The following is an 18,564-nucleotide window of genomic DNA, read 5'->3' on the forward strand; positions in this document are numbered from 1 at the left end:
GGTGCTGCGTAACCTGTCATGCCCAGGGCATACACGATAGCAAGTACGCTGTGTTTAGGGTTGTTTGCCGGTAAACTAAAAGCTATGTTCAACTTCAACGCATCTAGCGCTTTTGACGCTAACGGTCAGCCCAAGCCCGCGGTTACCCGCACCGTAGATACTGTGCTGAAGGTTCAGCGCCCCCTGATTGTTTCCATGCTCAAGAAGATGCGTGAGAAGCACCCCCACGAGACCCCCGACCAGATTGCCAAGCGCCTCGAAAAGGCTTACCTGCGCGATGTGACGCTCGGTGGCGGTGCCGTGGGCGCAACCGCTTTTGTGCCCGGTCTGGGTACTGCGGCGTCCGTCGGCCTGTCTGCCCTGGCGGTGGGCGGCTACCTGGAACGCACCGCTATCTACGCGCAGGCTATGGCTGAACTGAACGGCGTGCACGTTGATGATCCCGAAAAGTCCCGCCTCATGGTCATGGCTATCATGCTGGGTGAGGACGGCTCTGTGCTCATGAACTCGATTCTGGCCCACACCGGTAAGACCGGCGGTGTCTCCCGTAAGTGGGGCATGATGATGGGCTCCAAGGACTCCGGCAAAATCTTCAGCATCGAGCGCACCATTCGCAACATGTTTATTAAGCGTTTCTTGACCCGCCAGTCCGGAGCCCTGCTGGGTCGCGCCCTGCCCTTCGGCGTGGGTGCTGTGGTGGGTGGCGGTGCCAACCTGGCCCTGGGCAAGAACGTGGTCAAGTCGGTCGAGCAGACCTTCGGTGCCCTGCCCGCTGTTTTCCCCGATGCCCTGAACCTTGACCGCGCCCCCAAGTTTGAGGGCGGTCAGGACGCCGGCACCTCCGAGGGTGCGCAGGGCGAGACCGCGCAGCTTGAGAAGTAAAGAGAACCGTCATGGGTTTTAACGACAACCTGAATAATAACTACTCCCAGCGTGGCTCTTCTGGGGGTAACGGCCGCTCCGGCGGTGGCGGCACGAACCCGCTCATGATGATGCTGATGAGCAGTGTGGCCCGTAAGTTCGGTCTTCCCGGCGTGCTGATTGTTGGCGCTATCTTCCTTTTTGCATCAGGCGGCCTGGGTGGTCTGACTGGGGGTTCTAGCTCCATGTACGGCACCGAGGCCCAGCAGGACCAGGTGACTGGCGCCGGGAATTTTGACCACTGCCAGACCTATGAGGACGCCAACCGCTACGACGACTGCCGTATTCTGGCAACCGGCGTGAGCCTCGATATGGTGTGGGAAGAGAAGCTCCCGGCTGAGGCCGGCGTCTCGTACACGGCACCCGACCTGGTGCTGGGTGAGGGGCAGCTGTCTACCGGTTGCGGTACCGCCAACATTTCGCAGACCGGTCCCTTCTACTGCCCGGCTGACCAGACGGTGTACATGTCGGTTCCCTTCTTTGACCAGCTCAAGGCCATGGGTGGTTCCAACGGTGATTTCGCGGTCATGTACGTGACCGCCCACGAGTTCGCCCACCACATTCAGCAGACCATGGGCACCCTGAAGTACTCCAACTACCAGGACTCGGGCGCTGACTCTGGCGCCGTGCAGGTTGAGGTACAGGCCGACTGCTATGCCGGTGTCTGGGCTTCCCAGGCTGACAAGGGAGAAAATGCCCTGCTCGACCCTCTGACCGAGAGCCAGATTCAGCAGGCGATCGATACTGCCCGCGCCATCGGTGACGATGCGATTCAGCGTTCTTCGGGTCAAGAGGTTAACCCCGACCTGTGGACCCACGGCTCGTCAGAACAGCGCGTCAGCTGGTTTACGAAGGGCTACACCGAGGGCACCATGGCGGCCTGTGCCCAGCCCTTCAACTCCTAGCTAGTAGCAGGTGGGGTGCTCGCGGGCACATGCCTGTCTCTACAGTAGGGACCAGATTCCTCCCAAAGTACCTAACGTCCACACGGTATACAGGAGGAATCTGGTCCCTTCTTTTAACCCTTGAAACGAGAACGGGCGCGGACGAACGCGCGGGCAGCTAGACGGGCACCCTTGGCGGTTGCCCCGTCGGCTGCCGCCAGTTCCGCTTCGGTGCTGGGCCGTACCTGAGTTTCGGTCACCACCGGGGCCGGGTCTTCAATGGTGGACGCCGTCACCGGCTCGGGTGCCTCAATCTGGGAGGGCTCGACCGGCTCGGGCTCTTCCAGGGCAGAAGGCGCTACCGGCTCAGGTGCTTCAATGGCACTGACCTCTTCGGCGGAAAGTTCTAGCAGGTCAGCGTCATCATCGACGGGTGCCGAACCCCCGCTACCCTGCCCCGACCCGTCGACCGGGCTGCCAGCATCCTGCCCGCTGTTCAAGACCGTGAGGGTACTGGCAGGTAGCTGGTCGGGTGCTGCCCCCAGGTTCTGGTCTACCTGGGCAATCAGCTGCTGGGCAAAATCCCGGCGCATCTTCTGACTGGCGAAAACAGCACCTCCTGCCTTGACTAGCTGTTCGCCTGCCTTGACCAGCAGCAGGGTCTGAGGGTTGCGCAGGCCGATGGCGGCTACGGCTCCCAGAATGTTCATCTGCTGGGTGGTGCCACCACCGCGGGGAGCCTCCTGCATCTGGGTGAGAATATCGTTGACCTCGGCCCCCAAGATAGCGGTTGCGGCCTCGTCGCTGCCTTCAGCCTGTAGGCCGTGTAGCAGGGCCATGCCGTGCAGGTAGGTTTTCACGGCCTGGGCACTGCCCACGTGGGCGGTGGTGTTAATGCCCTTGTTGGCGGCTCGGCTGTAGGTGGCCATGCCCTGCTGCACCGCGCCCAGGTGGGCAGCTGCTTGGGTAAGCCCGGCGACGCGGCGGTTGCGGGTGACGCTGCCGAGGACGTTGGGGGTCAGCTCCTGTGCCCCTGCCTGGGCTGACCCGACCAGGGTGAAGTCGCGTACGAAGATTCCGCCTAGGCGCTCTGCTAGGTCGGCGGGGGTGGCTTCGGGGTAGCGGGTGCGGAGCTTGCGCAGGCGGCGTACGGCTAGCGGGGTTTGCTCGGGCGAGCTGTCTGCGGGGCGGGAGTTCTCGGTCATACCTTCTATCTTAAAAGTGAAAACCTCTCGGGGGAGTAGAAAACCCCGCCAGGTATGACGGGGTTTTCTTATGTGACCTGCGCGAGTCAGTCTTTAGCGGGTGGCGTGCTCTAGCAGAGAGGGAGCCAGGCCGATGTAGGTTGCCGGGGTGAGCTCGGATAGCCGGGCTTCGGCGTCCTTGCTGAGGCCGAGATCGGCGACGAACTCCTTGAGGCGGGCTGCATCAACGCGGTGGCCGCGGGTCAACTCCTTGAGGCGCTCGTAGGGGTCCTCCATGCCGGGGACGCCGGCGATTGCCTCGGCGCGCATGACCATCTGGATAGCCTCGGCCAGAACTTCCCAGTTCTCATCGAGGTCTTGGGCGATGACGTCGGTGGCGATATCCAGGCGCTCCAGCCCCTTGACCACGTTAGAGATAGCCAGCACGGAGTGGCCGATGGCTACACCGATGTTGCGCTGGGAGGATGAGTCGGTCAGGTCGCGCTGCCAGCGGGACTGCACCAGGGTTGAGCCCAGGGTGTTCAGCAGGGCGTTGGAGATTTCGAGGTTGGCCTCGGCGTTCTCAAAGCGGATGGGGTTGACCTTGTGGGGCATGGTGGATGAACCGGTTGCGCCCGCAACGGGAATCTGGCGGAAGAAGCGGATGGAGATGTAGCTCCATACGTCGGTGCAGAGGTTGTGCAGCACCTGGTTAAAGTGGGCGATGGAGGAGTAGAGCTCAGCCTGCCAGTCGTGGTTTTCGATCTGGGTGGTCAGGGGGTTCCAGTCCAGGCCCAGGCCGGTGACGAATTCTTCTGAAATCTTCTGCCAGTCGGCGGTGGGAACAGAGACGACGTGGGCGGAGTAGGTGCCGGTTGCGCCGTTGATTTTGCCCAGGAATTCGGCGTTTTCAACGTGCTTGATTTGGCGGTTGAGGCGGTAGGCGAAAACAGCGAGTTCCTTGCCCAGGGTTGAGGGGGTGGCGGGCTGGCCGTGGGTGCGAGAAAGCATGGGCACGTCGCGGGCTTCTTCGGCCAGCTTCATGATCTGCTCAACCAGGCCGCGGGCGGCGGGCAGCCAGACGTTGGTGACGGCGTCCTTGATACCCAGGGCGTAGGAGAGATTGTTGATATCTTCACTGGTACAGCCGAAGTGGACCAGGGGCTTGAGGTGGCCCAGGCCCAGGGGTTCGAGGCGGCGGGCGATGAAGTATTCTACGGCCTTCACATCGTGCACGGTGACGGCTTCGATTTCTGCCAGCTCGGCGGCAGATTCTTCGGTGAAGTCGGTGACGATGGCGCGCAGGCCGGCGCGCTGCTCGTCGGTGAGGGGCTCAAGACCGGGCAGTACCCGATGGTCGCAGAGGTAGATGAACCATTCAACCTCAACGTGGATGCGGTCGCGGTTGAGAGCGGCTTCTGAGAGGTAATCAACCAGGGGTTCGGTGGCGGCCTTGTAGCGTCCGTCGAGGGCGCCGAGGGCAAGACCCGCGCCGGTGAGGGAGTGACGGCCAGAGGGCAGGGTGGTGCAGTTTTCGCGATGAGACATATCTCTAGTTTCTCACGGCTAGGTGGGGTGGCGCACGTTTTTGCGGGGGTGTGAGATGGGCTTTTACGGGTAGGTGGTGACTGCCGTCAAGGGGTGTGAACTCGGTGCGTCATCTTGCGTCACGGCTGCACCAATTGTGGGGCGATGTGCGCGGACTGCCGAGGCGGGGGTTATCCACAGGCGGGCGGACGCTGGTGCCCTGCCGGGTGCTGCTTTTAGGGTGTGGGCTAAGGAATCGCCCGTGAAAGAAGTGAGGAGGAAAAGCGATGCCTTCGGTGTATGAGCTTGTTGCGGCAGCGGGCAGGGTTGGCCTGGGGAGTCAGGGAGCTGCGAGTGCGTCCGCGGGTGCACTGGGTTTGGCTCAGCGGGTGCGGGAGTGGTCTGCTGCGTTGGCGCAGCAGGTTTTGGGGCAGGCGGACGCCGTCGGGCAGGCCTCTGGGCAGGCTTTAGCTGCGGGGCAGGTGCAGTGGAATTCTGTGGCTGGCCGGGCCTTTCAGGGGGCTTTGGAGGCAGAAGGGGGTGCGGCTAGGGCTCTGCGGGGGGAGTTGGAGGCCGGTGCCCAGGAGGTGCGGTTGGCCGGTGAGGCTGTTGCTGCTGAGCTTGAGCTGGTGGCTTCTGCTATCGGTGCTGCCGGGGCTGCTTTTGATGCCGCCTTAGCGGGTATGGCGGTGCTGGAGGATATTGACTTCGATGACTTTATTGTGCATGCCGAGCGGGCTAACCTGCCTGCCCTGCACGGGGCTCTTACTTCGGCTATGGGTAACCCTCTGCTTGCCCGTGTGAGCGCTACTTTGGCAGAAGAGGGGTGGTAGGTGTGGTCGCAGCATACCTCTCCGGTGCCCCGGGGGCAGGGCCTTCGAGCAGCCGTATCTCGGTGGAATTCTCTGAGCTAGAGCCCCTAGCCCACCAGCTTGCTGCCGTGGCTGGGCGGTACGAAGAAGCGAGCCGGGAACTGGGTGGTCTCACTGCGCGTGTAGCTCTTTTGGCCTCCCTCGATCTGACGGGGGCAGGTAGCCGCGCCCTGGCGTCCTTGGGTACCAGCACCCTAACGCTCACCACCCTGGTGGCGGGTATGCGGGGCCTAGCCCGGGGCGTGCAGGGCGCCGCCGAGAACTACCGGCAGGCAGAGGACTTCGCCAATCGGGTTATTACCCAGACGAACCAGGCTCAGACCCTGGGCATGGCGGTGCTGCGTGGCACGCAGTCGGCCTTCGGTTACCGGGTTGACCAGTTCATGCTGGTTGTTAAGCGGGGAGCAGCGCAGGCGGTGACCTACGCTAAGGACGCCTTCTTGCTGGCTCGCACTACTCCCGATGGGCGTAAGATCATGCAGGATACGACTAAGGGGCTTAACAAGCTGGTGCAGGTAACGGGTGCGAACGGGCGCCTACGGGCTACCCGCGACATGACGGACGTCATCAGCCCCAGCCTGCGCGTCGATAACCTAGACCCCGGTAAGAGCATCCCTCGCTCACACCCCACGCACTACGGCCAGGAGCTACCCCTGAGCGCCCGCGGAATTGCCGAGCACTTCCAGCGTATGGAAGGCATAGAGAGCCGGGGCGATGAGCTCTTTGAAGCCGCCCACTACCAGGGCGCCTGGGACCACGTCATGGTTCAAACCCTCTACAACCCAGAAACCGGTGAAACCCAGTACCTGGTCACCATTCCCGGTACGGACGGCGACAGCGAGCGTGAGGATTTCTTGCAACCCTGGCGCGGGGGCACAAACACCTGGGCTGGCACCGCCGGGAGTGCCGCCTCGGGGTATGGCTCTGACCTAACCCCTAACCAATACACAGCCCTGATGACCCAGGTAGAGCGAGCACTGGAACAGGCAGGAGCGGCTGAGGGCAGCGGCGTGATTCTGGCCGGGTTCAGCCAGGGCGGGCTAGCTGCCGGTGCGCTCGCGGCCAATACGTCCTTCGGCTCCCGCTATCGGGTCAAGGGGCTCATCACCCAGGGCAGTCCGGTGGACGAGATCAAGGTACCTGCCTCGGTGACCCACGTTGATACCCGGTATAAGGGTGACCCCGTCCCCTACCTTCAGGGCGACCGCCCCGACTACGCGCCCGATGCGTCTACCGTGATGCAGCACAGACCTGCAGACGCATCGGTTCACGGGGCTGCGGACTACGTGAAGATCGCGGGTGCTAACCCCGGTACGGAGCGGGTCATACCCGAGCTGCAGGGTTTGATGGGCGGCTACAGCGTGGTAAAAACGACGATTACCGCCGGCACGACCCAGAAGCCCGATATCACCCGCACCGAACAGGAACAGATGGCTATAGCGGGAGTTGGTAACGCTGTGCACGCGGGGGCTCAGAAAATAGGGTTGGGCAACCGCCTAATCAATAGTTCCAGCATTAACCCCTCTGACCTCTACCAGGATGCCGACTCAGCCCTGCGCACCTTAGATACCGAGGTGATACAGAGGGGGGATCGCTGGCTCGATACCCAGCTGCGCAAGGTAGAAATTGGCGGTGTGCAGCTCTATAACCCCATCATCACCCTGCCAGCGGTGGGGGAGCAGCCGCCTGCACCCATGCCCGATAGCAGTATCCGGGTGTATGAACCCACCGCCCAGCAGCAGGTGCGCAACCTGACCAACCTAGCTGGGGTGGGTGACCTCATCAGCGACGAAGCAATCGATGAGGGGGTGAGAGTCTTTTTGCCCGCCAGCTCGACCCCGCCCGAGTGAGGTACCGGGGCGGAGCCAGGCTACGAGACGGACGAAGCGGCGGGCCCTTAGGCTGCCGGGTAGAGGGGGTTATGGCCGGACGTTACCCGCTCGGCTTCCCGTACCGGGGCAGGGGCAGTGGCGCCGGCATCCGCATCGAAGGGGGAGCCGCCCAGGGCCTCACGCCCGTGCGGGGTGAGCCAGCCAGCCAGGTCAGGGCCGGCGGGCACGATGCCGGTGGGGTTGATGTCCTCGTGAACAATAAAATAGTGTTCTTTAATCTGCTGGAAGTCCACGGTATCGCCAAACCCGGGGGTCTGGAAGAGGTCGCGGGCGTAGCCCCAGAGATTGGGCATGGAGGCCAGGGTCTGGCGGTTGCACTTGAAGTGGCTGTAGTAGACAGCGTCAAAGCGTACCAGGGTGGTAAAGAGGCGCACATCTGCTTCGGTGATGTGGTCCCCCATGAGGTAGCGGCGGGTGGCCAGGCGCTCTTCAACCCAGTCTAGGGCCGCCCAGAGGCGGTTGTAGGCTGCCTCGTAGGACTCCTGGGAGCCGGCAAAACCGCAGCGGTAGACCCCGTTGTTGATTTCGGTGTAGATACGCTTCATCACCGCCCGCATTTCCTCTTCGAGCTCAGCGGGCCAGAGGTCAGGGGCTCCCTCGCGGTGGTAGGCCTTCCACTCTTTCGAGAAGTCCTCGGTAATCTGCGGGAAGTTATTGGTGATAACGCCACCTGATTCAATATCGACGATGGCGGGCACGGTAATGCCGCGGGGGTAGTCGGGGAAGCGGGCAAAGTAGGCCTGCTGCAGGCGCTCAATGCCCAGTACCGGGTCTTTGCCGTCTTCATCGAGGTCAAAGGTCCAGGAGCGGGCATCGTGGGTGGGGCCGGGTAGGCCAACGGAGAGAGCATCTTCGAGACCTAGCAGACGGCGGACAATCAGGGTGCGGTTAGCCCAGGGGCAGGCACGGGCGGCTACCAGGCGGTAGGCGCCGGGCTTGACCGGCCAGAGCTGGTGGTCGGGGTCAAGCTGGGCAGTAGCGGCGGGGTCTGCAACAATACGGTCTTCGATGTAGGTGGTGTCGCGGTTGTATTCTTCCCCGGCGTGCACGTAGGAGCCGCGGGTGGAGTGTTCTGTCTGTTCGGTGGTGCTCATGCTTCCACCCTCTCACACAATACTTTCAAAGTAAAGTATTTTGTGGGGGTGGAGAAAGGCTTGAACCCCTCTATTGCGAAGGCAGCGTCAGCCCACGGTACATACGGGCTGTTCGCGCGGGAGCCCAGGCACCACCGCAGTCAATGGGGAGCCCCTCGTCCTCAAAGCCCCGGCGGCCATAAAACTCCCGAGCCCGCTCATTGCCCACGATGTACCACAGGTAGGCAGGCTCATCAGGGTAGAGAACAGCGTCAAAAAGAGCCGCCCCTAAGCCCGTGCCGTGTGTCGAGGCAAGAGTATAAAGGTGGGTAAGCTCTCGCGTCCCCTCATTAACCGGGGGCAGGCCAATCTCTAGCTCCCAGGCCAGGGGGCCGGGGCGGGACAGTGCAAAACCGACCGGGGCGTCCCAATCAATCGCGCCTCCCACCGCGCAGCTCAGACCACCGGCGGGCGTCCATGCCGGATTCTCGTAGGCAAAAAAGGTGCGGGCACCGGGTGCTGCGATATTCTCAGCAAACTCTTCCAGCCAGCCATCCCGGTTAGCCGCCTGCCGGGCCCCAAAACCGGGGTCTACCAGCCCGTTATAGGTCTCCGCCAGGCACCGTAACTGCAGGTCAACATACTTCTCGGTATCCTCAGCACCCACCGGCGCCACCACATACCTGCCATCAGCTACAAAACCCATGCGTGCCCGTCCTTTCACATCACTGTCACTGCCCTCTCACTCTAGCAAGCCCCGCAGAGCCCGCCCCACCCACTAGGCTAGAGAGGTGGCAAAACGCAGACGAACCCCCAAAAAACAGGTAGAAACCCCCGAAGCCCTCGTTGAAGGCACCTACCCCATCGACACCGGCATCGCCGAACTCATCGAAGATGACTACACCCCTGGCGGCTGGGTGCTCGAAATCAACGGCATGGAATCCTCCCATATCGTGCTGGGCCAGCCCCGTGAACTCGACTTCGAATACATGCGCTGGCTAGCGGCCGTTATCGAGCCCTTCGTTGACGCCCACCTCGACCCGGCCAAGCTCCGTATCACCCACCTGGGCGGAGGGGCCTGCTCCATGGCCCGCTACCTGGCCGACGTCTACCCGGCCTCCCACAACACCGTCGTCGAACTCGACGGCAAACTTGCCGCCTACGTGCGCGAATGGTTCGACCTGCCCAAGGCCCCCACCATCAAAATCAGGGTGGGTGAAGCCCGTGCCGTCACCGAAGGGTTCGCCTCTGCCTCGCGCGACGTCATCATCCGCGACGTCTTCGCCGGCTACATCACCCCGGAGTCGCTCACCACCCTCGAATTCACCCAGCTGGCCGAGCGCTCTCTGGCCCTAAATGGGCTCTACATCATCAACTGCGGCGACGACCGCTCCCTGGCCGGTGCCCGGGCTGAAGCGGCCGCTATCGCCCAGGTCTTTGAACACACCTGCATTGTGGCCGACCCGGCCATGCTCAAGGGGCGGCGCAAGGGCAACGTCATTATTGCTGGCTCCCATGCGCCCTTGCCGGTAGCCGGTGACCTGGCCACCGCCGCCATCACCAAGCGTCTACTGGGCGGCGGGGTACCTGCCCAGTACAAGGATGACGCCTGGGTGCGCGACTTCGCCCGCTCGGCTACCCCGCGCCGCGACGCCCAATAAGGTAATCGCCCTATCCCTTCTCTCTTCACCCCGAGATAATCTCTAGGGTCGTGAGAAAAGGAATAGGGCGAAGTGTCTGCCGGGCGTTAGCTGACCTCACCGTCAACGTAAAGCCACACCCCGCCGTCCTTGGTGAAGCGGGAGACCTCGGTCTGTACCCCTCGTACCCGCTCGCCCTCGGGCGTCCCCGGCCCTGACCGGTAGTAGGCGGCGAACTCTACGCCGCCGGTGCTGTCAAAGGGGCCGCCTGCTGTACTGAGAATGTCGAGTCGGTACCAGCGCAGGCTGTCGTCGAGGTGCAAGGACGCCGGCCGCGTGCTCGGGTGCCAGGTGGCCAGTAGGTAGTCGGGCAGGCCCACCGCAAAGGCGGTGAAGCGGGAGCGCATCAGCGCCTCGGGAGTTGGTGCAGTTAGTTCGCCGGTCTGGGCAAATTGCGAGTGGTAGCGGCCGCAACAGGCGCCGTACACATCGCCGGTGCCGCAGGGGCAGCGGGTATCAGGTTCAAGCATGCCTCTATTAAAACAGGTAGGCAGGTGGGCAACCCGTCCTCTTTAAAAGCAAATACCCCAGTTTTGGCGCAGCTACCTCGGGTAAAAACCGGGGTAACTGCACCAAAACTGGGGTACTGAGGAAAGGGGAGGGTTAGGCGTGCAGCCAGCCCTCAATCACGCCCATACCGAAGAAGACCAGGAAGGCGGCTGAGACGATATACATAATCGGGTGTACTTCCTTGCCGCGGCCCTGTACCAGGCGGATGAAGGTGAAGGCGACGAAGCCGGCACCGATACCGTCCGCGATGGAGTAGGTGAAGGGCATCATGATGATGGTGAGGAAGGCGGGAATGCCCAGGCCCCAGTCGGTCCAGTCGATGTGAACGGCCTGGCGGACCATCAGGAAGCCAACGACCACCAGGGCGGGGGCTACAGCCTCGAAGGGCACGATGGATACCAGTGGGGAGATGAAGACAGCCAGCAGGAAGAGGGCACCGGTGACGATGTTGGCGAAGCCGGTGCGGGCACCTTCACCGATGCCGGTGGCAGATTCCACGAAAATCTGGTGGGCTGAGGACGATGAGCCACCACCGAGCACGGAACCGGCGGCGTCAATCAGCAGAACGCGGTCGATGTTCTCGATCTTGCCGTCCTCATCGATGGTGCCAGCTTCAGAGGCCAGGCCCACAGAGGTGCCCATGACGTCGAAGAAGACAGCCAGCAGGATAGCAAACATGAGCATGGTTGCGCCCAGGGTGCCCAGGGAGGAGCCGGAGAAGGCGCCGACCATATCAACGGAACCCAGCAGGGAGAGGTCGGGGTGGCCAATCCACTGGGTGGGGATGCCGGGGATCATGAGGGACCAGCCGGTGGCTGAGTCCATGGAGGAGCCGGAGGGCCAGACCTTTTCCAGCACGATTGCCAGGATGGTTGAGGCAACCACACCGATCAGAATCGCGCCGCGCACGTTGCGGATGAAAAGGGCGATGGTGAGGAAGAGACCGAAGAGGAAGACGAAGATGGGCCAGCCCTGCAGGTGGCCGCCGGCACCGAAGGAGACGGGCACGGTGGTGCCTGCGGCATCGGGCATACGGCGGACGATACCCGCGTTGACCAGGCCAATCAGGGAGATGAAGAGGCCGATGCCCACGACGATGGCGGTCTTGAGCGATTCGGGGACGGCGTCGAAGACGGCGCGGCGGAAGCCGGTGAGCACCAGAATAGCCATGACGATACCGGCCCAGACAACCAGGCCCATAATCTGGGGCCAGGTCAGGTTGGGGGTGGTTGCGATGGTGGAGGCCAGCAGGGCGTTGACGCCCAGGCCCGCCGCCATGGCGAAGGGTTGCTTGGCCCAGAGGCCCATGATGATGGTCAGGACGCCCGCCACGAGCGCGGTTGCTGCTGCGACGCGCTCGACGCCGAGGGTGTTGCCTGCGCCGTCGGGGCCGAGGCCCAGGATGAGGGGGTTGAGCACCACGATGTAGGCCATGGCGAAGAAGGTTGCTAGACCGCCGCGGACTTCGGTGGAGAGGGTGGAGCCGCGTTCGGTAATTTTGAAGTAGCGGTCGATGGCGCTGGTGGGCGCTGAGGGTGCGGGTTTGTGAGCCGCGGTGTTCTCAGAAGACATTCGTGAAAATCCGTAGATACTCGTGTGGGTTTGTGTGGCCCAGAAATGAAAGTGCGCCGTCTTTGGTGCGGACGGCGCTAATGTACCTGTCTAGTGTACGCCCGTGTGCCGGTTTCTGGCGAGAGTGGCGGGTGTGACGCTGTGCAAGGGGGAGTGCTTGGATGCAGGTGTGCCTAAGGTAAGATTTTAGGCAAACCTAACTTATAAGAAAGGCTAACCGTGGATTCTGCCTCCTACCCCTCCATCGACACCCTGACCGCCCGCTCGCGCGCCGTCGTCCTGACTGACCGCCCCGCCCGCTATGCCAAGCAGCTCGCTAGCCACTTCGGGCATAAGATTCTGGTTGAAGAGATTGAGGGTGGCCACCGCCTGACCTTCAACCGTGACGGCAATTTCGGTGGCTACAGCGATGTGCTGGTGCAGAAAGTTGACGGCGTTGAACGCCTTGTCCTGCTGGCCTACGCGGAGACCCCCGAGAAGCGCGAGCGCCTTGAAGGCGTGCTGGGTCGCCACCTGGAACGCTTTGGTGAGAAGGACGGTCTTGCCGTCACTTTCGTAGCCCTCTAGGCTCTTGCGGTGTGCGGGTGTATGTTTGAAACTGAAATTTTTTCCCACTGCACCGTTGGAGCGTTATGAGCCAGAGAGACCCTCGCGACCTTGAGGTTGCCCGCGATTTTCTTGCCGGGTTGGCCACCCACCTGAATCTTGACCCCGCCCTGATGGAGCAGGCCATGCCCCACCTTTTGGGCATGACCAAGCATGTGGCGCACGGGGTGGTGCGCCCGGCAGCGCCTTTGGCTGCCTTCCTGGTGGGTTACGCGGCCGCGCAGGCAGAGAGCCAGGCGGACGCCGGTCAGGCGGGGGAGCGCGTCCGCTCGGCTTTGGCGCAGGTGGAAACCCTCATCGACGAGTATAAAGAGCGGGCTGATGGGCAGGCTTAACCGCACCGCCCCGGCTACCCGGTATGTGCTCAAAGACGACGGCACCTTTTCGGTAGACCGCCGGGCTGATGCCCTCACCGCAGAAGAGCCCCTCGAAATCAGGCTGGATGGCCAGACCGTCACCACCACCATGCGCACTCCGGGGCACGATATTGAGCTGGCCCACGGGTTCCTGCACGCCGAGGGGCTGATTAAAAGCGCCGCTGAGATTAGCACCGCCCGCTATTGCGCGGGGGCGACCGGGCCGGACGGCGCCAACACCTACAACGTGCTTGACCTGACCCGCGCAGTCCCTGAAGCTACGCACCCCAGACCGCCGGGCGGCGTCCTGCCCATCTTTGAGAAGGCTGCACCCCTGCGCCTGACCGTGACCAACTCGGCCTGCGGGGTGTGTGGGTCGGCCTCGATTGACTCCATTATGGGCAAGGCCAGCCGCCCCATACCGCCCACCGCGCTCACCCCCGAGCAGGTGCTGGAACTGCCATCCCGCCTGCGCGACCACCAGGTAATTTTCAAGAAAACCGGTGGCATTCACGCTGCCGCCGTCTTTGAGCCGGGCGGTGAGCTGCTGGTTGCCCGTGAAGATATCGGCCGCCACAATGCCGTGGACAAGGTGGTGGGCCACCTGCTCATGAACGACGGGCTGGAGCCCCCAGCTCTCGGCCTACCGGGGCGGACGCTGGTGGTCAGCTCGCGGGCGTCCTTTGAGCTGGTACAAAAAGCGGTGCTGGCCGGTTTCTCAGCGCTCGTGGCGGTTTCTGCCCCGTCCTCGCTCGCTGTGGACCTTGCCAAAGAATCGGGCCTCACCCTGGTAGCTTTTGCGCGAGAACGCCGTTTTAACCTTTATTCAGGCCTGTTGGCTGAGTAAGCTGGCACACATCGCGCTACACTGGGGTGTATGAGCACGGTAAGCAAGCACGAAGACGTCCCTGTTGTCAGCCGCGTGAGCGAAGAAGCCACGGCCTTTGATAATCCCAAGATTGGCCACCGCACCAAGGTTGCGGCGGGCCCCGGTGGTGTGCTGCACGCTATGGCCCACGCGATCCCGGCCCGCGGTCTGCTCCCCCTGATTAATATGAACCAGCACGGCGGTGTCGACTGCCCCGGCTGCGCCTGGCCTGAACCCCACCAGAAAGACATGAACGTGGTGGAGTTCTGCGAAAACGGTGCCAAGGCGATTGCCGAGGAGACCACCCCCGAACGCGCGGGCATCGATTTCTGGGCGCAGTATTCGGTGACTGAGCTGCGCGACAAGACCGATTTCTGGCTGGGCAAGCAGGGCCGCATCACCCAGCCCCTGCTCTACGATCGCTCCAGCGGAGACGACCACTACCGCCCCGTCACCTGGGAGCGTGCCTTTGAACTGATTGCCGAGCAGCTCAAGAAAACCGACCCCACAAAGGCCGTTTTCTACACCTCGGGCCGCGCCTCCAACGAGGCCGCCTACGCCTTCCAGCTGCTGGCCCGCCGCCTGGGCTCCAACAACCTGCCCGACTGTGGCAACCTCTGCCACGAGTCCACCGGCGTCGCCCTCAAAGAGGTCGCCGGCCTGGGCAAGGGCTCAATCACCATGAGCGACCTCGAAACCACCGACTTGCTCATCTCGGTGGGGCAGAACCCCGGCACCAACCACCCGCGCTCGCTGACCAGCTTCAAGAAGATGAAGGAAAACGGCGGCAAGATGGTGGTGCTCAACCCCATGCCTGAAACCGGCCTGATGGCCTTCCGCGAACCCCAGTCGCCGGTGGGCATGATTGTGCCCGAGAAGCTGGCGGACGAGTACTTGCAGGTACGGCTGGACGGCGACCGCGCCTTCTTCCAGCAACTCAACAAAGAGCTGATTCGGCGCGACGCCATTGACCACGTTTTCATTGAGAAATTTACGGACGGCTTCGAGCAGCTGCGCGAGCACCTTTTGGGCTTGGATGACGCTGAGTTGGAACGTGGCTCTGGTATCTCGGCTGCTCAGGTGGCGCGGGTTGCCGACCTGGTAGAGGCCTCTGAAAACGCGATTGTCTCGTGGACCCTGGGCGTCACCCAGCACCGCGAATCGGTGGGTACCCTGCGGGAGATGATGAACTTCCTCTTCCTCACCGGCAACATGGGCAAGCCCGGGGCCGGTTCGGCCCCCTTCCGCGGCCACTCGAATGTGCAGGGCAACCGCACCGTGGGTATCTGGGAGAAGATGCCCGAGCCCTTCCTCGTTGCTCTTGAAGACTACTTCGGCTTCCCCGTCCCCCGCGAGCACGGCCTAGACACCGTGGACGCCCTGCGCCAGATGCGCGATGGGAAGAACCAGTTCTTCATGTCCCTGGGCGGTAATCTGGTGCGCGTTGCCTCAGATACCACCGCCTGCGAGAAGGCCATGAGCAGCCAAGAGATGACCGTCCACCTTTCGACCAAGCCCAACGGGTCGCACGCCTTCCCCGGCGAGAAGGCCCTGATTCTGCCCGTCCTGGCTCGTACCGACCGCGATGTGCAGGCGTCCGGCCCGCAGAAGATTACCGTGGAGAACTCCTTCGGTATCGTCTCTGCTTCTATCGGCAAGCGCACCGCTAACGACGACCTCGACCTCAAGTCAGAGGTAGAGATTATCTGCTCGGTGGGCCGTGAAACCTTTGGTGATGATTTCTGGCAGCCCATGATCGACGACTACGGCGTGATTCGTGAGGCTATTGAGGGCACTATTCCCGGGTTTGAGCGCTACAACGAGCGGATTGAGAAGCCCGGTGGTTTCTACCTGCCGAATGGCCCGCGTGAGCGCGTCTTCAACACCGAAACCGGCAAGGCCCGGCTGACGGTCAATGAGACTAACGTGCTGGAGGTTCCCGAGGGGCACCTGCTGCTGTCGACGGTGCGTTCGCATGACCAGTTCAATTCCACGATTTACGGGCTGGACGACCGCTACCGCGGCGTGCGCGGTGGCCGTCGCGTGGTCTTTATGCACCGGGACGACATTGCCGCCCTGGGTCTTGAGGACGGCTCGCTGGTGGATATTGTGTCGGTCTGGGAGGACGGCGAGCGTCGGGCTCCTAATTTCCGCGTGGTTGAGTACGACCACGCTCGCGGCTGCTGCACCGTCTATCTGCCCGAGGGTAATGTGCTGGTTCCGCTGGATTCGGCGGCGAAGCGCTCGAACACTCCGGTGTATAAGTCGGTGCTGGTACGCCTGGAATCACTGGGGCGTAAGGCTTAACCGGCGGTAGCGGACGGACGGCCGGGCCCCAGCCCGCCCAAGGTAATCAAAAGCTTCATCAGCGCGTTCTAAGAAAATGCTGATGAAGCTTTTGATTACATCAGAGATTTTCTCTTGAAAATCACGGGTGTGTCTGGTGGAATAATTACAATTCTTGGCATTCAAAGGAGATTGCACCATGCCACGTCGAGCCCTTCCCCTTGCCCTACTCATTCCGCTACTGGCGGCCTGCTCCAGCGGCGCGTCCACTACAGCTGAGGCACCAAGCTCCACCCCGAGCGTCCGCACCACCACTGTGCCGCCACCTGCCACCACAGCAACCGCCAGCCCCGAAGAACTAGCAACCCAGGGCCCCACCATCTCTAACGAAGATCTTCAGCGGGGCATCGACACCGGCAATGTCTACGTGCTCTACTCCGGCGTCATGTGCTTCGGAGGCACGCTAGCCGACCCCGCCGAGTTCGCTACGCAAGAACTAGCCAGCGACTACATGAGCGAGGAAGAATACCAGCAGCACTACAGCCAGATCCCGGCAGAAGTCCTTGCCCAGAGTGAGAAAAACAAAACCAGTATCTTCACCGCTCCCCAAGAATGCCTAGACGCAGGCTGGTCCCAGGCTGGAGCCATCTAAAAACAGCTGCACCCCCGCCCCCATCTGTTACATCTATTACGGCCCGCCCCTAACCGCGGTAGCCCCAAGACTTACTCTGTAACCGGGGCGACGGCGTCCGCCCCAAACTCGGTAGACTAGAGCAGAACCAAAGTCCCAACCCGCCGTGCCCACCTACGCCCGGCGCCGAAAGGAAAACCCGTGTCAACCGAAGCCCCCCGCGCCCTGCGCGTCGCCGTCATCGGTGCAGGCCCCGCAGGTATCTACGCCGCAGACATCCTCACCAAAAGCGAAGAAGTCCGCACCGGAGCCGTGCCCGTAGCCATCGACATCTTCGACCGCTACCCCGCCCCCTTCGGCCTGATCCGCTACGGCGTAGCCCCCGACCACCCCCGCATCAAGGGCATCATCAACGCCCTGCACAAGGTACTCGACCGCGGCGACATCCGCTTCTTCGGCAACGTCAACTACGGCACCGACGTCACCCTGGCCGACCTGCGCAAGCACTACGACGCCATCATCTTCGCAACCGGCGCCATCAAGGACGCAGACCTCGACATCCCCGGCGTTGAGCTCACCGGCTCCTACGGCGCGTCCGACTTCGTCTCCTGGTACGACGGCCACCCCGACGTGCCCCGCACCTGGCCTCTGGAAGCCAAAGAAATCGCCGTGCTCGGCAACGGCAACGTAGCCCTCGACGTCGCCCGCGTGCTCTCCAAGCACGCCGACGACCTGCTCTTCACCGAAATCCCCGACAACGTCTACGAAGGTCTCAAGGCCTCACCCGTCACCGACGTGCACGTCTTCGGCCGCCGCGGCCCCGCCCAGATCAAGTTCACCCCTCTCGAACTGCGCGAACTAGCCCACTCCCGCGACGTAGACATCGTGCTCTACGAAGAAGACTTCCAGTTCGACGACGCCTCCCGCGAAGCCATGGAAACCAACGCCCAGACCAAGGTTATGATGAAGACCCTCAACGGCTGGCTTGAAGAGCAGAAGGAAAACCCCGGCACCGCCTCCCGCCGCCTGCACCTGCACTTCCTGCAGTCACCCGCCGAAATCCTCGGTGAGCACGGCAAGGTCACCGGTATCAAGATGGAACGCACCAAGCTCAACGGCAACGGCGGTGTCACCGGTACCGGTGAATTCATCGACTACCCCGTGCAGGCTGTCTACCGTGCTATCGGCTACTTTGGCTCTGAACTGCCCGAGGTCGGCTACGACAGCGAACGCGGCGTCATCACCAACGTTGAGGGTCGCGTCATCGACGACAGCGATGTGCCCGTCCCCGGCCTCTACGCTACCGGCTGGATTAAGCGCGGCCCCGTCGGCCTGATTGGTTCCACCAAGTCAGACGCCCTCGAAACCGTCACCCACCTGCTGGAAGACCGCGACAACCTCTACACCGCCGAGGCCGCCGACCCCGCAGCGATTGAGGCTTTCCTCGATGAGGCGGGCGTCCGCTACACCACCTGGGAAGGCTGGCACCGCCTGGACGACCACGAAAAGGCCCTGGGCGCAGAAGCCAAGGACGCCGCCGGCGAGCCCCGCGCCCGCATCAAGGTGGTTGACCGCGACGAGATGACCGCGATTTCACGCGGCGAGTAGTAGCTCACTGCGCCGGCTCCATCTCCAGCAGAAGGGGACCTTAAAACTTAAAAGGGACCGCATAATATGCGGTC

Annotated in this window: 17 protein-coding genes; 11 read left to right on the top strand and 6 right to left on the bottom strand. The window is 62.7% G+C overall.

What is annotated here, in order from left to right:
• Positions 1 to 84: 84 nt before the first annotated feature.
• Both HWU94_RS00995 and HWU94_RS01000 read left to right on the top strand, forming a co-directional pair.
• On the top strand, positions 85 to 882 hold the full coding sequence (locus HWU94_RS00995; protein WP_185173921.1) for a di- and tripeptidase: 798 nt from the start codon (positions 85 to 87) through the stop codon (positions 880 to 882).
• An 11-nt stretch (positions 883 to 893) separates the two neighbouring features.
• Positions 894 to 1,826, top strand: a complete 933-nt coding sequence (locus tag HWU94_RS01000; protein ID WP_185173922.1) for a neutral zinc metallopeptidase — start codon at positions 894 to 896, stop codon at positions 1,824 to 1,826.
• A 113-nt stretch (positions 1,827 to 1,939) separates the two neighbouring features.
• Here the strand turns inward: HWU94_RS01000 and HWU94_RS01005 are convergent, their stop codons facing one another.
• Complete coding sequence (locus HWU94_RS01005; RefSeq protein ID WP_185173923.1) at positions 1,940 to 3,010, bottom strand: hypothetical protein; 1,071 nt, start codon at positions 3,008 to 3,010, stop codon at positions 1,940 to 1,942.
• Positions 3,011 to 3,103: 93 nt separating this feature from the next.
• A complete protein-coding gene (purB, locus tag HWU94_RS01010; RefSeq protein ID WP_185173924.1) occupies positions 3,104 to 4,537 on the bottom strand; it encodes an adenylosuccinate lyase in 1,434 nt (477 codons plus the stop codon).
• 266 nt (positions 4,538 to 4,803) lie between these two features.
• Here purB and HWU94_RS01015 point away from each other — a divergent pair, with 266 nt between their 5' ends.
• The gene (locus HWU94_RS01015; protein WP_185173925.1) at positions 4,804 to 5,349 is read left to right on the top strand and encodes a hypothetical protein; all 546 of its coding nucleotides are present in this window, start codon (positions 4,804 to 4,806) and stop codon (positions 5,347 to 5,349) included.
• Positions 5,350 to 5,351: 2 nt separating this feature from the next.
• Positions 5,352 to 7,238: a hypothetical protein gene (locus HWU94_RS01020; RefSeq protein WP_185173926.1), complete on the top strand. Its 1,887-nt coding sequence runs from the start codon at positions 5,352 to 5,354 to the stop codon at positions 7,236 to 7,238.
• Positions 7,239 to 7,285: 47 nt separating this feature from the next.
• Here the strand turns inward: HWU94_RS01020 and HWU94_RS01025 are convergent, their stop codons facing one another.
• Positions 7,286 to 8,374: a glutathione S-transferase family protein gene (locus HWU94_RS01025; protein WP_185173927.1), complete on the bottom strand. Its 1,089-nt coding sequence runs from the start codon at positions 8,372 to 8,374 to the stop codon at positions 7,286 to 7,288.
• A gap of 70 nt (positions 8,375 to 8,444) precedes the next feature.
• The gene (locus HWU94_RS01030) at positions 8,445 to 9,059 is read right to left on the bottom strand and encodes a GNAT family N-acetyltransferase (RefSeq protein ID WP_185173928.1); all 615 of its coding nucleotides are present in this window, start codon (positions 9,057 to 9,059) and stop codon (positions 8,445 to 8,447) included.
• Between the two features lie 85 nt (positions 9,060 to 9,144).
• On the opposite strand from HWU94_RS01030, the gene HWU94_RS01035 reads away from it, so the two are divergent.
• Positions 9,145 to 10,014, top strand: coding sequence for a spermidine synthase (locus tag HWU94_RS01035; protein WP_244955984.1), 870 nt, complete (start codon positions 9,145 to 9,147; stop codon positions 10,012 to 10,014).
• An 86-nt stretch (positions 10,015 to 10,100) separates the two neighbouring features.
• Here the strand turns inward: HWU94_RS01035 and HWU94_RS01040 are convergent, their stop codons facing one another.
• A complete protein-coding gene (locus HWU94_RS01040; RefSeq protein WP_185173929.1) occupies positions 10,101 to 10,523 on the bottom strand; it encodes a YchJ family protein in 423 nt (140 codons plus the stop codon).
• A 133-nt stretch (positions 10,524 to 10,656) separates the two neighbouring features.
• The gene (locus HWU94_RS01045; RefSeq protein ID WP_185173930.1) at positions 10,657 to 12,135 is read right to left on the bottom strand and encodes an NCS2 family permease; all 1,479 of its coding nucleotides are present in this window, start codon (positions 12,133 to 12,135) and stop codon (positions 10,657 to 10,659) included.
• A 219-nt stretch (positions 12,136 to 12,354) separates the two neighbouring features.
• Between HWU94_RS01045 and HWU94_RS01050 the strand changes: the two genes are divergently transcribed.
• From HWU94_RS01050 to HWU94_RS01075, 6 genes are all read left to right on the top strand, one after another.
• Entirely contained in the window at positions 12,355 to 12,702 is a 348-nt protein-coding gene (locus HWU94_RS01050) for a DUF2218 domain-containing protein (protein WP_185173931.1), read from the top strand.
• A 65-nt stretch (positions 12,703 to 12,767) separates the two neighbouring features.
• A complete protein-coding gene (locus HWU94_RS01055; RefSeq protein WP_185173932.1) occupies positions 12,768 to 13,076 on the top strand; it encodes a DUF6457 domain-containing protein in 309 nt (102 codons plus the stop codon).
• Complete coding sequence (gene fdhD, locus HWU94_RS01060) at positions 13,063 to 13,944, top strand: formate dehydrogenase accessory sulfurtransferase FdhD (protein ID WP_185173933.1); 882 nt, start codon at positions 13,063 to 13,065, stop codon at positions 13,942 to 13,944. The genes HWU94_RS01055 and fdhD overlap by 14 nt, the downstream gene beginning before the upstream one ends.
• A 30-nt stretch (positions 13,945 to 13,974) precedes the next feature.
• Positions 13,975 to 16,272 (top strand): FdhF/YdeP family oxidoreductase, encoded by a 2,298-nt coding sequence (locus HWU94_RS01065; protein ID WP_185173934.1) that lies wholly within the window; start codon positions 13,975 to 13,977, stop codon positions 16,270 to 16,272.
• A 178-nt stretch (positions 16,273 to 16,450) separates the two neighbouring features.
• Positions 16,451 to 16,903: a hypothetical protein gene (locus tag HWU94_RS01070; RefSeq protein ID WP_185173935.1), complete on the top strand. Its 453-nt coding sequence runs from the start codon at positions 16,451 to 16,453 to the stop codon at positions 16,901 to 16,903.
• Between the two features lie 180 nt (positions 16,904 to 17,083).
• A complete protein-coding gene (locus HWU94_RS01075) occupies positions 17,084 to 18,490 on the top strand; it encodes an FAD-dependent oxidoreductase (RefSeq protein ID WP_185173936.1) in 1,407 nt (468 codons plus the stop codon).
• The last annotated feature ends 74 nt before the right edge of the window (positions 18,491 to 18,564 follow it).

Source organism: Rothia nasimurium (assembly GCF_014217215.1).
Lineage (GTDB): Bacteria > Actinomycetota > Actinomycetes > Actinomycetales > Micrococcaceae > Rothia > Rothia avistercoris.